Source organism: Congregibacter sp. (assembly GCF_965660375.1).
Classification (GTDB): Bacteria; Pseudomonadota; Gammaproteobacteria; order Pseudomonadales; family Halieaceae; genus Congregibacter.
The window spans coordinates 42,669-55,778 of the sequence record NZ_CBFHZO010000012.1 but is presented as its reverse complement, the minus strand read 5'-3'; the positions used below and the strand labels follow the sequence as shown (position 1 = coordinate 55,778).

The 13,110-nt window shown below is 58.0% G+C and carries 12 protein-coding genes; 9 read left to right on the top strand and 3 right to left on the bottom strand.

Annotated features, from left to right (window positions below):
* Nucleotides 1–41: 41 nt before the first annotated feature.
* The 7 genes from ACTG3T_RS01175 (at nucleotide 42) to ACTG3T_RS01145 (ending at nucleotide 8,615) form a co-directional block, all read left to right on the top strand.
* Nucleotides 42–1,214, top strand: coding sequence for an acyl-CoA dehydrogenase family protein (locus ACTG3T_RS01175; RefSeq protein WP_439100432.1), 1,173 nt, complete (start codon nucleotides 42–44; stop codon nucleotides 1,212–1,214).
* Between the two features lie 2 nt (nucleotides 1,215–1,216).
* On the top strand, nucleotides 1,217–1,843 hold the full coding sequence (locus ACTG3T_RS01170) for a glutathione S-transferase family protein (RefSeq protein ID WP_439100431.1): 627 nt from the start codon (nucleotides 1,217–1,219) through the stop codon (nucleotides 1,841–1,843).
* A 55-nt stretch (nucleotides 1,844–1,898) separates the two neighbouring features.
* Nucleotides 1,899–3,101, top strand: a complete 1,203-nt coding sequence (locus ACTG3T_RS01165) for an acyl-CoA dehydrogenase family protein (RefSeq protein WP_439100430.1) — start codon at nucleotides 1,899–1,901, stop codon at nucleotides 3,099–3,101.
* Nucleotides 3,102–3,110: 9 nt separating this feature from the next.
* On the top strand, nucleotides 3,111–4,244 hold the full coding sequence (locus tag ACTG3T_RS01160; protein WP_439100429.1) for an acyl-CoA dehydrogenase family protein: 1,134 nt from the start codon (nucleotides 3,111–3,113) through the stop codon (nucleotides 4,242–4,244).
* Nucleotides 4,245–4,307: 63 nt separating this feature from the next.
* On the top strand, nucleotides 4,308–5,669 hold the full coding sequence (locus ACTG3T_RS01155) for an ABC1 kinase family protein (RefSeq protein ID WP_439100428.1): 1,362 nt from the start codon (nucleotides 4,308–4,310) through the stop codon (nucleotides 5,667–5,669).
* Nucleotides 5,670–5,671: 2 nt separating this feature from the next.
* Nucleotides 5,672–7,000, top strand: coding sequence for an ABC1 kinase family protein (locus ACTG3T_RS01150; RefSeq protein ID WP_439100427.1), 1,329 nt, complete (start codon nucleotides 5,672–5,674; stop codon nucleotides 6,998–7,000).
* Nucleotides 7,001–7,085: 85 nt separating this feature from the next.
* Nucleotides 7,086–8,615: a cryptochrome/photolyase family protein gene (locus ACTG3T_RS01145; protein ID WP_439100426.1), complete on the top strand. Its 1,530-nt coding sequence runs from the start codon at nucleotides 7,086–7,088 to the stop codon at nucleotides 8,613–8,615.
* Here the strand turns inward: ACTG3T_RS01145 and ACTG3T_RS01140 are convergent.
* Both ACTG3T_RS01140 and ACTG3T_RS01135 read right to left on the bottom strand, forming a co-directional pair.
* Nucleotides 8,612–8,806 (bottom strand): DUF2256 domain-containing protein, encoded by a 195-nt coding sequence (locus ACTG3T_RS01140; protein ID WP_439100425.1) that lies wholly within the window; start codon nucleotides 8,804–8,806, stop codon nucleotides 8,612–8,614. The genes ACTG3T_RS01145 and ACTG3T_RS01140 overlap by 4 nt on opposite strands.
* Nucleotides 8,803–10,107, bottom strand: coding sequence for a DASH family cryptochrome (locus tag ACTG3T_RS01135; RefSeq protein WP_439100424.1), 1,305 nt, complete (start codon nucleotides 10,105–10,107; stop codon nucleotides 8,803–8,805). Before ACTG3T_RS01135 ends, ACTG3T_RS01140 begins: the two co-directional genes overlap by 4 nt.
* Before the next feature lie 173 nt (nucleotides 10,108–10,280).
* On the opposite strand from ACTG3T_RS01135, the gene ACTG3T_RS01130 reads away from it, so the two are divergent.
* Nucleotides 10,281–11,390 (top strand): NADH:flavin oxidoreductase, encoded by a 1,110-nt coding sequence (locus ACTG3T_RS01130; RefSeq protein ID WP_439100423.1) that lies wholly within the window; start codon nucleotides 10,281–10,283, stop codon nucleotides 11,388–11,390.
* Nucleotides 11,391–11,591: 201 nt separating this feature from the next.
* Entirely contained in the window at nucleotides 11,592–12,155 is a 564-nt protein-coding gene (locus ACTG3T_RS01125; RefSeq protein ID WP_439100458.1) for a GGDEF domain-containing protein, read from the top strand.
* A gap of 478 nt (nucleotides 12,156–12,633) precedes the next feature.
* Here the strand turns inward: ACTG3T_RS01125 and ACTG3T_RS01120 are convergent, their stop codons facing one another.
* On the bottom strand, nucleotides 12,634–13,059 hold the full coding sequence (locus ACTG3T_RS01120) for a hypothetical protein (protein WP_439100422.1): 426 nt from the start codon (nucleotides 13,057–13,059) through the stop codon (nucleotides 12,634–12,636).
* Nucleotides 13,060–13,110: the final 51 nt, after the last annotated feature.

Below are 13,110 nucleotides of genomic sequence, written 5' to 3'. Positions count from 1 at the left end.
ATTAAGCAGCACTCAATGCAACCCGGATTCAGGAAGCCCCGATGTCTCTCGACTTTGATAGCGCGCGTTTGCCCAACCCCCATTTTCGTCCTGAACACGAGGAATGGCGCACCCAGCTGCGGCGTTTTGTCGACACCGAAATAGCACCGTTTGCGGAGGATTGGGACGAGGCGGGAGAGATTCCCCTGGATCTGTGGCCAAAGGCCGCCGCGGTGGGGCTTTTGGGTATGGGTTATCCCGAAGCCTACGGTGGCATTCTCGACGGTATTGATTCCTGGCACAGCTGGATCTCCGGCGAGGAGATGAACCGCTTTGGAGTCGGTGGTGTCCCCGCCTCTTTGCTGGTCCACGGTATAGGCCTGCCCCCGGTAATCAATTGGGGTTCCGAAGCCATGAAACAGGCAATTGCGCCGCCGGTCCTCGCAGGAGAAAAACATATTTCCCTGGGTATCACCGAGCCGGGTGGAGGATCCGATGTCGCACGGCTTCGCACAACGGCGGTTCGCGATGGCGATCATTACATCGTCAACGGCTCCAAAACCTATATCACCGGCGGTATGCGCGCCAACTGGGTGTCCACGGCGGTGCGCACCGGGGGCGAGGGCGCGGGCGGTGTTTCTATGCTGCTGATCCCTACCGACTCTGAAGGCTTCTCCCGCACTGCCCTGGATCGCAAGCAGGGCTGGTGGGCATCAGATACCGCAACGCTCTACTTCGACAACCTGCGCGTGCCGGTGGAGAATCTCATCGGTGAGGAGAATCGTGGTTTTCATGTGATCATGACCAACTTCAACAGCGAGCGCATGGCCATGGCTGTCTCCATGGAGGCGCAGGGTCGGGTCTGCCTTGAGGAGGCAGCTACCTGGGCGAGGGAGCGCAACACCTTCGGGAAGCGTCTTGCCGACCATCAGGTCATCCGGCATAAGTTTGCTCAGATGAAACAAAAAATCAACGCCACCCAAGCCTACATTCGCAGCTGCTACGAAAGCATCGAGAATGGTAGCCCGAATCCTGGCGACATCGCGCTGTTGAAGGTGCAGGCCAGCGAAACGCTGGAGTTTTGTGCGCGGGAAGCAATGCAAATTCTCGGGGGCACGGGCTATATGCGGGGTAATCGGGTGGAGCGGATTTATCGGGAAGTGCGGGTAAACGCCATTGGCGGCGGATCGGAAGAAATTATGCGTGATCTGGCAGCACGGCAGTACGGACTATGACAATGAAATTGTGGCACTGCGAAGGTGCGCGCTCCCTGCGGGCAGTATGGGCGCTGGAAGAGCTGGGCCTCGATTATGAGCTCGTAATGCTGCCTTTTCCCCCGCGGGTTTTTCAGCGCGACTATCTTGAGATAAACCCTCTGGGCACAATTCCTTTTTTTGTGGACGGCGATGTGGAAATGACGGAATCCTGCGCCATTCCCCACTATCTGGCGACCCGGCCCGGCAACGAGCATCTTGCAGTGCCACCGGAGCATCCGGCCTATGGCGACATGCTTAACTGGACCTACCATGCGGATGCGACACTGACCTTTCCCCAGACCATCGTGCTCCGCTACACGGTTCTGGAGCCTACACCCGAAAAGAAACCCGTGGCGGATGACTATGCCAAGTGGTTTATCGCGCGGCTACGACGTCTTGACGCCCACTTGGAGAACAACGACTACCTCGTGGATGGGCGTTTTACCATCGCCGATATCTGTGTTGGCTATGCGCTGTATTTTGGTAAAACTTTAAAACTGGATGAGCGCTATAAACCCCAAACCGCGGCTTACCTTGAGCGCCTCACAAGCCGCGATGCCTTTATCCGGGCGGACGCGGCAGGACGGCAAACGCCGGACGCAGACTGATGTGTCACTGCGCCTTGTTTAAACACGATGCCCCAAAGACTATGGAAGACCTGATATGAACGCTGCAGTAAAGGAACTGGAAGACTTTCGTCGCGAGGTGGCCAGCTGGCTGAAAGCAAATAAACCTGCGGATCCCGGCTTTCTGTTGCCTCAGACGTTTATGGAGGTGGGCAGTGATGAGCAGCTGGAGTTTCTGCGCGAGTGGCAGCATAAAGTCTGGTCCGCTGGTTACCTGGGCATGGCCTGGGCGAAAGAACATGGCGGTCAGGGCGTGGATGCGATCTATCAATCGGTGGTTGATCAGGAGATGCGCCGTCAGGCCGTGCCCATTTGTTTTAACGTCATCGGACTGGGTTGGGCCGGACCACTCATCAACGATATTGGTACCGAAGAAGAAAAACAGCGTTATCTCAAGGGCATCCTGAGCGCCGAAGATATCTGGTGCCAGGGCTTCTCCGAGCCTGATCACGGCTCGGATCTGGGGAATGCGCGCACCCGTGCGGAGCGCGACGGCGATGACTACGTCATCAATGGCAGTAAGATCTGGACCACCATGGGTAACTACGCCAAGTACATGATTCTCCTGGCGCGCACCAATCCCGAAGCCGAGCGCAAATACGACGGCTTGTCCTTCTTCCTTGCGCCCATGACCGTTGATGGCGTGGATACCCGGCCTATTCGCAAGCTCACCGGTGAATTCGGATTTACCGAAACCTTCTTCACCGATGCGCGTATCCCCGCTGACTGCCTCATGGGCGATGAAGGTGACGGCTGGAAGATCGCCATGAAAACGCTGCAGTACGAGCGCGGTGCAGAGGCTGGCGCGGCGGGCGGTCTGGCCTTTGTGCGTATTGTCATTGATGATCTCATTGAGCAGCTTCGCGATGTGACCCGTGATGGAAAACCGGTGCTGGAAGACCCTCTGATCCGTGATCAGTTGGTCAGTCTGATTATGGAGGAGAAGGCCGTGGTTCTGGGTGATCGCCGCTCGGGTATCCCGGCATTGACCAGTGACTATCCTATGTCCCTTCCCTTGTCGAACAAATTGCGCTGGACCGAGTACGCGCGACGCATGCGTCAATTTGCAATCAACGCCCAGGGTGCTGATGGTGCTTTGTTCGTTGGCGATGATCGTGCCCGGGAAGGGGGGTTCTGGCAACGCGCCTACCTCAACAGCTTCTCCGCAACCATCGGTGGTGGCACGAGCCAGGTACAAGCAAATATTGTCGCCGAGCATGTGCTCGGCCTGCCAAAGTAGGGGCTGAATATGTCGGTAATGGGTAGTACGGCCATGCGTTTTGATGAGGAGCAGAGCATGCTCCTGGATTATGCGCGCAGTTTTTGTGCTGACCGTGGCGGCCTGAGCGTTGCGCGAGAGCATCTGGAGACTCCTCTGGAATACAGTCCCGAAGTTTGGGATGAGATGGTGGCAATGGGTTGGACCGGCATCGGCTTACCCGAGGAGCTCGGGGGTTCAGGGCTGGGCATAGGCGCTGCAGTGCCCGTGGCGGAGAGCTTGGGTAAATCCCTGATGGGGACCCCGCTGTTATCGACCTTGCTCGCGGCTCAGCTTCTGCTGCGCGCGGATGGCGAGTCGGTGGCTGAGGTGCTCCGGGGAATTGCCAGCGGGGACGCGGCCAGCGTCGCTGAGCTGGAGTCCGAAGATTGGAGCGCTCTGCCAACGGGCACCGTGATCGATGACGCGGGTATGCTCCAGGGGCAGAAGCGACTGGTGATGGATGCCCAGAGCGCGCGGTGGATCGTGGTGACTGCGCTGTTGGGCGGAGAGACCGCTTTGGCAGTCGTTGACGCGAACAGCCTTCACGACGATGAGAGTGAGAGTGCGATCCGCCCTCGGGTACTCATCGACCATACTCATCGCGCCGCAGACATCACCTTTAACGGCGTGGCACCCACCGCGGTGATAGCAGGGGCAAGCGTCCTTACTGCGCTGCGGGATTATCGTATGCTGGGTGCTTTGCTGGTGGCCGCCGAGAGTACCGGTGCCGCTGCTGCCTGTCTGGACGCGACGGTGGACTATCTCAAGACGCGCAAACAGTTTGGTAAGCTGATTGGCTCCTATCAGGCGCTCAAGCATCCCAGTGTTGAAATTCTGAATATGATGGATTCCGCACGCTCCTTTGTGTACCACGCCAGCTCGCTTGTGGGTGCCGAGTCTCTGGATAAGGACCAGGAGGTGGCCTGCCGCATGGCGAAGGCCCAGGCCACTGATGCGCTGAAATTTGCGGGCGATCGCGCCGTGCAGTTCCACGGCGGTATGGGTTTTACCTGGGATTGCGACGCCCAGCTCTTTATTCGCCGCGCCCAGGGCGCGCAGCAGCAGTTCGGCGATGCCCAGCATCATCGTCAACGCCTCGCGGCATTGCTTTTGGACGGGTAGTTCAGATTCTGGACAGCAGCACCCCCGCGTCATCCTGAGCGCGGGAAGCTGCGTATATAACTCATGACAAAACGCTCTTCCATCCGCCGCGGCAGTTTTGGTCGCGGTCTTGCCGTATCGCTTGCAGGTATCCGCGCAGGGGGGGCCTTCGCCCTCGGCTCCGCCGTGGGCAAGATTCGCGGAGATGAGGCGGGCAACAGCGACCTCATGCGCCGAGAAGCGAGGCGATTTACCGCAGAGCTGGGCCGGCTTAAAGGCACCTACGTCAAAATCGGGCAGATGATGGCCTTACTCGGCGAGCACTTTCTGCCGGCACCCCTCACTGAAGCACTCCATGACCTTGATTCCCAGACTCACCCTTTGCCCTGGGATGACTTGGAGGACGATGTGCGCGAAAGCCTCGGCGATCGATACGAGGAACTCAGCATAGCAAAGCCGCCGCTGGCAGCCGCATCCCTTGCCCAGGTGCATCGTGCCACCCGACAAAGCGACGGCTACGAAATGGTGCTCAAGGTTCAGTATCCAGGACTTGCGGATGTTATCGACGAGGACTTTGATGCCGTGGTGCGTATGCTGGTACTCACCCGCTGGATCAAAACCGGGCGGGAGATTGATGCCTGGCTTGGGGACATGCGCGAACAGCTTCATCACGAAATTGACTACCAGCGGGAAGCCCTCATGACCCGCGATGCCGGTGCCCGCTTTGCCGATGATGCCCGCTACCATGTGCCCGCGGTCATCGACGCCTACTGCAGCGACACGATGCTGGCGCTAGAGTACGTGGACGGCTACCGCGTGACCGAAGCTGAGGTTGCGGCACTCTCCCAGTCCCGACGGAACGCCCTCGGTGAAGCAATGCTTGAGCTGTTTTTTATCGAGCTCTATGACTGGGGCGTGTTACAGACTGATCCTAATTTTGGCAATTACCTGATACGAAGCGGCGACACTACCGACAGCCTTGTTTTGTTGGACTTCGGTTCCACCCTGGCCTGCGATGATAACTTCCGTCGCCACTTTGGCGATGCGATTGCCGCGGGACAGACGGGTGATCGTGAGTTGCTTGCCGATAGCCTGGTAGGTCTTGGTTGCCTTCGGGACGACGCCACGGAGTTCGCCCGGGAAAGCTTCTGCGAGTTTTGTGAGATGCTCCTCGAGCCCCTTGCTCACCCGGAGAACCTGCCCAGGGAGTACCTTAACAAGCGCGGGCTGTATTGTTGGGGACGATCACGATTGATGCAGCGCGTCGGCAAGCATGCGGCAAATTCGGCCGCGACCCGGCATTTTGCAACGCCTTCCCGGGATTTCGCCCTTATCGTGCGCAAACTGACGGGCGTCTTCACCTTCATTACTGTCCTCAACGCAGAGTTTAATGGTCACGAGATTGCCCATCGCTATATCGATGACTGGATCACGGAGGACATGTAGTCATGGCAGGGTCCGACGATAAATCACGGTCAAAGGGCAAAGCCGTTCCCGCGAGTCGCGCTGGGCGCTTTGCCAAGGTCGCGCGCCTGGCGGGCGGTGTGGCTGGCGGCATGCTCGCCGAGGGGGCCCGGCAGATTCGCGCGGGTAATCGTCCCAGCAAGCGCGATCTGCTCCTGACTCCGGGTAATGCGAGGCGGGTGACCCGGCAACTGTCGGAGATGCGCGGCGCGGCCATGAAGCTGGGTCAGATTCTCTCCATGGATTCGGGCGAGCTTTTACCCAAGGAGCTCACGGACATTCTGGCGAGCCTGCGCTCTGATGGCACCAGCATGCCCGACTCGCAGCTCGAAGAGGCCATGACCGATGCCTACGGTGCCGACTGGGAAAACGAATTCCAGATGTTTGATCGCTATCCCATTGCCGCGGCTTCCATCGGGCAGGTGCATCGCGCTGTGAGCCACGACGGTACGGAGCTTGCGCTGAAGATTCAGTACCCGGGTGTGGGCAAAAGCATCAACAGTGACGTCGACAATATTGCTACCGTGCTGCGTATTTCCGGATTGCTTCCCGAAGAAGCGGATCTTCAGCCCCTGCTGGATGATGCCAAGCGCCAGCTAAAGGATGAAGCCAACTATCTCAAGGAAGCGGAGTTTCTTCGACGTTTTAATGAAGTACTCGGAGACGATGAGCGCTTCATTTTACCGGAGCTGATACCTGAGCTGACGCGAAAGAACGTGCTTGCTATGACCTACGTTGCCGGCGGCCCCATCGATGCCATAGCCCGGCGGCCCCAGGAAGAGCGCGACCGCGTGGTGTCCGCGCTGGTAGAGCTGCTCCTTACAGAGCTCTTTGAGTTACGTATGGTGCAGACGGACCCCAACTTTGCCAACTACCAGTATCGCTGGTCCAGCGGCGAGATCGTGTTGCTGGATTTTGGCGCTACCAGGGACTTCAAGGTCCGTTTTGTAAACAACTATCGCAAGTTGGCCGCCGCTGCCGTTAAAGGGGATCGCGGCGCCATGGCCCTGGCCGCCGAAAAAGTCGGTTACTCCATGGGGGATGAGGATTCACGTTACCGCGAGTTGGTACTGGAGTTGCTGCTACTGGCTTTGGAGCCTCTTCGGGAAGACGCCCTTTATGATTTTGGCAATTCCACCATGCCTGAGCGTATGGGCGAGCTTGGCAAGAAGGCGACGGAGTACGCGGAATTCTGGCACGCGCCCCCGACGGACGTGGTGTATTTCCATCGCAAGCTCGGGGGCATCTTTATGCTGGCGGCACGTATGAATGCGCGGGTTAATGTACACGCGCTCATGCAGCGCTGGCTCTGATCGGACCCTGAATAGTGCGCGGCAGTGGTTAGAAACAGCTGCCAGAAAGAGCAGTCAGAAAGAACAGTGAGAAAGAGTCGTTTGCATGAGTAGTAAAACACTGCGATTGATCCTGGGTGATCAGCTTTCCCTCGAGAACCCCGTACTGGCAAGTGCGGACCCGGATCGGGACTGCATCTTACTCGCCGAGGTGGCTGAAGAAGCCAGCTACGTTGCCCACAATCGTCACAAGATCGTTCTGATCTTCAGTGCCATGCGACACTTTGCCGACCTGCTACGAGACAAGGGTTTTACAGTTATCTATCGGACCTTTGACGAGGGTGTGCCGTCGCTGCAAAAGGCCGTAGAGGAGGGACTGAAAAAGTCCAAAGCAGAAGCGCTATTGGTGACGGCACCCGGTGAATACCGATTGCTCGAAGCTATGCAGGGATGGGAATCAGCCCTGGGCGTGCCGGTGGTTCTTCAGGACGACGAGCGTTTTCTGTCATCCATTGAGGACTTTGAGACCTGGGCGGACGGCCGCAAGCAGCTTCGCATGGAGTATTTTTATCGCGAGATGCGTCGGCGCTATGAACTGCTTATGGGTGAAGACGGAGAACCTGAAGGCGGTAAGTGGAACTACGACGCCGACAATCGAAAGGGCTGGCGTGCCCAGATCGATGTGCCCCAGCGGCCATCGGTGAGCATCGACAGCATCACCCAGGAGGTTATCGATCTCGTCGAGGAGCACTTTCCGGACAACCCCGGCGATCTGAAGGAATTCCGTCTGGCAGTTACCACCGATGACGCCCAGGCCCAGTTTGACTGGTTTTGCAGGCATGCGCTGGAGAATTTCGGGACCTATCAGGATGCCCTGGCTGAGGAGTCACCGTGGATGTTCCACGGCTTGATTTCCATGTATCTCAATATTGGTTTGTTGGAGCCTTTGGCCGTTTGTCGGCAAGTGGAGGCTGCCTGGCGCAAGGGCGAGTGCTCCCTGGCGGGCGCCGAAGGCTTTATTCGTCAGGTACTCGGGTGGCGGGAGTACGTGCGGGGTATTTACTGGCACGCCATGCCTGACTATGCAAAGCGCAACACCTTTGAGGCCACCCGAGCCCTGCCCGACTGGTTCTGGAGTGGCGACACCGATATGCGCTGCCTGTCCCAGGCTTTAAAGCAAAGCCTGGATCTGGGCTACGCGCACCACATACAGCGCCTCATGGTGATCGGCAACTTTGCCTTGCTGGCGGGACTCGATGTGGGCGAAGTCTGCGACTGGTACCTGGCGGTGTATGTGGATGCCTTTGAATGGGTGGAACTGCCGAACACGCTTGGTATGGCGCTTCATGGTGACAAGGGTCTGATGGCGAGCAAACCCTACGCCGCTTCGGGAAAATACATTCAGCGTCAGGGCAATCACTGCGGTGCCTGCCGCTATGATCCCAAGGAGACTACGGGAGAGGGCGCTTGTCCCTACAACAGTCTCTACTGGCATTTTATTGACCGGCACCAGGAATACCTCACCAAGAACGCGCGTATGGGTCTTATCATAGGCGGCTGGAAGAAGCGTAAAGCCGCGGACCGCGATGCCATCGTCGATTGGGGCGATCGGATTCTGGCAACGGTGCTGGATTAGGCGCGATCGCTGCGGCGGCTGCGCTGGCTGGAGCAGCGCCGGGAGCAGTAAACGATCTCCTCCCAGTTATTCTTCCAGCGCGCCCGCCACTGAAAAGGTCTGTCGCAGACCGGACAGGTTTTTTCCGCTTTGGGGTTTTTGGCCTGCCCCCGACCCTTGGAGGAGGCCGTGTTCAGTCGTCGCGCTTTCATGAACCGCTTGGGTTGATGGGCCAGTCCGCGGCGTCGGTAACGTACATGGGCTGGGACGCACGCTCGCCATCCCACTTGGCAATGAAAACGCCGTCGGGGTCATATTGGGCCGTTTGTTTTTCGATGTTGAAGGCTCGTCCGCCCCGGGGGTCCGCACCTACACCGGCAATGTACTGCCAGTTGCCGTAATTGCTGCCCACGTCGTAATCGATGAGATGCTTTTCGAAGAATGCGGCGCCGTAGCGCCAGTCGATGCCAAACTCGTTAACAAGGCAGCTGGCTGCAATCTGTCGCCCCCGGTTACTCATCCATCCGGTGGCTACGAGCTGATGCATGAGGGCGTTAACTAACGGATGGTTGGTATCGCCTGCGCACCAGCGTGCAAAGTTCCGAGGCTCAAAGGTGCAGCGCGACACCTTGCCCTCGCGACCTCCATGGCGAAACAGCGCTACGCCGTCCTGCAGTGCTCGGTGAAAAAAGTACTCCCGCCACAGCAGTTCAAAGACCAGCCAGTAGGTGGATTCGTTGGCCCCTTCCTGTGCTTCATGCTCATGCACCGCCGCGGCGACCTCCCGTGCCGACAAGCTTCCCAAAGCCAGCCAGGGAGACAGGGTGGAACTGCCCTCGAGGGGATCGAGGCAGTTGCGGGTTTCTTTGTAGCGACGGATCGCGCCGCTGTGCAGAAACTGCTGCAGGCGACGCTGTCCCGCACGGCTGCCCCCGCGCACAGGCAACCCCAATGGAGCCTTGATCTGCGCATCGGGAATGCGATGAAAGGTGACGGCGGGTGGGGGCGGCAATTGGGGAAGGTCCCGGGAGGGCTTGAGGGGCTCGAGGTTTTTCTCCACCTTGCGCCGAAAGGGTGAAAAACTTTTTGGAAGTTCCGGGCACAGCGCCTTGATATCCGATCGCCGGAACAGGGTGTTCCCCCCATACTCGGTTACAGGTATCTCCAGTCGCTCCCGAAGAACACGCAGTGCCCGGGTCTCATAGCTTCCCGCACACTGACTGGCATGCACCGCGTCAACGCCATAATCCCGCACCAGATCGGGTATCACCAGCTCCGGTGACCCCTGGAGCACTAGAAGGTTTTGTCCCAGTGGCTGAAGATCGTCATGAAGAGCCTTGAGGCTTTCAGTGATAAAACGCTCCCGCTGCTCACCCATGCCCTGGGTGTTGCACCAGGGGCGCTGGAGTGGCCACAGGTACACCAGCAGGAGCTCGTCCGCATTGGCGGCCGCAATGAGTCCGGGGTTGTCGTGTAGTCGCAGGTCATTGCGAAACCAGTAGATAGCGCGCATGGAAAACTCAATGGTGAAAGTAGGGTAAATACGCAGTTAATGGGCGCTTAGATGGCAATTTTCCAGGGCCTGGGCTAGGCTTCCTGCCCCGGCATTGTCAGAGCCTCAGCCCTTGGAGCGTTGCTCCATTGCCATCATCTCTGTTTTTTTGTAACCCGAATCATGGAGTATTCATGTCCGATAACAGCGCCCTGTTTAAGCCTTTTACCTTTGGCAAGCTTGAGCTTCCCAACCGCATCGTTATGGCGCCCATGACGCGGAACATGTCTCCGGACAATGTGCCCCACGAGCAGGTGGTAGAGTACTACCGGCGTCACGCCGCCGGAGGAACCGGGCTGATTTTTACCGAGGGTACCTGTATCAATCACGTTGCGGCCAGCGGATACCCAGGTGTCCCCTATTTTTGGGGTGAGGAGCGTCTCGCGGGATGGAAGAAAGTTGCGGAGGCGGTCCATGAGGAAGGAGGGAAAATCGCGCCGCAGCTCTGGCACGTGGGTGGTGTGAGGCGCGCCGGCACAGCACCGGAGGGTGATGTTCCCGGCTATGCACCCTCAGGTATGGGTGTTCCCGGCAAAGTGCGCTGTCACATCATGACCCAGGAGGATATCGATGATGTCGTCCAGGCTTTTGCCGACGGTGCACGGGATGCCAAAGCCTGTGGCTTTGATGCCATTGAGCTTCACGGTGCCCACGGTTATCTCATCGATCAGTTTTTCTGGGAGGCCACAAACCAGCGAGACGACCATTACGCTGGATCTATGGATAACCGCGGACGTTTTGCCTGCGAAATCATTGCGGCCTGCCGCGAGGCGGTGGGGCCTGATTTCCCCATAGCCCTGCGCTGGTCCCAGTGGAAACAGCAGGACTACACCGCGCGACTGGCGGAGACGCCGGAAGCCCTGGAGCAGTTCATCACGCCCCTCTCAGAAGCGGGGGTCGATATTTTCCATTGCTCTCAGCGTCGTTTCTGGGAGCCGGAATTCGAGGGATCCGAGCTAAACCTCGCCGGATGGACAAAGAAGATTACGGGTAAGCCCACGATCACCGTGGGTAGTGTCGGTTTGAATGCGGATTTCATTCCGGCGCCGGGCGAGACAACCTTCCGGGAAGCGGAGACCGCATCGCTGGACGATCTTGTTGCACGGCTTGAAGCCGAGGAGTTCGATCTGGCGGCCGTAGGGCGTGCAATGCTGGCGAACGCCGACTGGGCAAACAAGGTCCGTGATGGCGATCACACGGGACTGGTGCCCTTCAGGAAAGAAATGCTGGGTGTGTTGAACTAAAGCCTTTTGCTGCCTGAGGGCCTTTTACCGGCTCAGGGCTTTTTACCGGCTCAGGGCTTTTTACCGGCCCAGGGCTTCTTCAAGCGCCGCGATGCGCTGCTGTAACTGGCGGTTTTTGACCCGCAGGGCGTTCACGGATCTCCTAAGCATGTGATTGCAGAGCGTTAGCAGGACGAAACTTCCAAAGTCCGGGTCGCCGAACTGAACGATCGTCTTGCCCATCTGGAAGATGAGGCCGACATACTGCGCAGCGAGATCAGGAACAAGAATGATCTCGCTTTAAAGGATGCCCTGACCGGTGTTTACAATCGCGCGGGCTACGATGAGAGAACCAAGGAGCTTTATGCGCGCTGGCAGCGCACGGGTGCGGCGCTGTCTATTGTTTTTGTGGACTGTAATAAGTTCAAGGAAATCAACGACACCTATGGCCACACGGCTGGCGACCTGGTGCTCGTAAAAGTTTCTGATGTGCTTCAGGGTAGGGCGCGGGCCAGCGATATCGTGTGCCGTTACGGTGGCGATGAATTTGTGATCCTGCTTCCTGATACCCACATTCAGGGCGCTGAGGTATTTGCGCGAAGTGCCTGTGATGAAGTGCTCAATGCAGGATTCAATGATAGCGGCAAGCCATTGGATGTATCCATTTCCTGTGGTGTCACTGAGCTTATCACCGGTGACACCCTTGAAAGCGCCATTGGCCGCGCCGATGAGGCTATGTACCAGGCCAAGAAAATGGATGGCGTGAAGGTTTCCGTCGTCAAGTAATTCTCCCGACCTTCGATCCCTAAGGAATCCGGTAGGGGTCAGATCACGATCACTGCAAGCAACGCTACCTCACGGAATACCGGGGCTGGGCATCCACCGGCGGGCTGCTGCTAATAGTGGCTGCGCGCCAGTTCCTCGGTCAAACTATTTTCTAGCATCCTTGGTATTTATATATTATAATTATCGAATATACGGTGAGCTGAACATTGCCAATGTCTCGCTGTAACCCTTCTTCGGTCCGTGAGCTTTGTCTTGCGGTTAGCCCCGTGGTCTCTGATCACGGGGCTTTTTTTTGCTCCGAAGACTCGCATCGAAGTCAGGACCGCTGCCGCGGCTTGGGTAGCGAGCGAGGAAGTAATCCGGCAAGCGGTCGCTACTTACTCCGCTCGCTGGGTAGGGGTGACGCTCGCTTCGCAAATCGCGACCCCTTGCCTGACGCATGCGCTCAACCGCTTTGCTTTCCAGGACCCCGGCTTTCTCAATTGTCGAGATTCAAAAAGACACCGTGTTCGTTGTACCAGCGTTCGTCGATGACCCAGCGAATGTTGCTGACATCGGGAAAAGCCTTCACGAGTTCCGCTGCGCGGGACTGGGTCGCTGCCAGAGTATCCTGGGCCTTCATCATGTCCGGATGATCAACCGCTGTTTTACTAAGCTCAGGATAGGCGGTGCGCAGGAAACGCATGGCCGGCACCTGTGCCGAGCGGGGGCTGTTCATGGTGGCGATGCCGTTTTCGAGGGTCTCCACCCGAAAAGGGAAGGGGTAGTTTGCCAGCTGACTGTCCAGGGTCAGGCGGTTGTTTATTTCGCCAACGCGGCTGTCCTGTGACGACCAATACCATGCCACTCCAATCACCATTATGGTGACCAGGCCAATCAAGTAGTTTCTGGCAAACGTGTCCATGGGGTTCCTGCATTTGTGAAGAGTGAGGTCTCAAAGGATAAAGGGACCTTG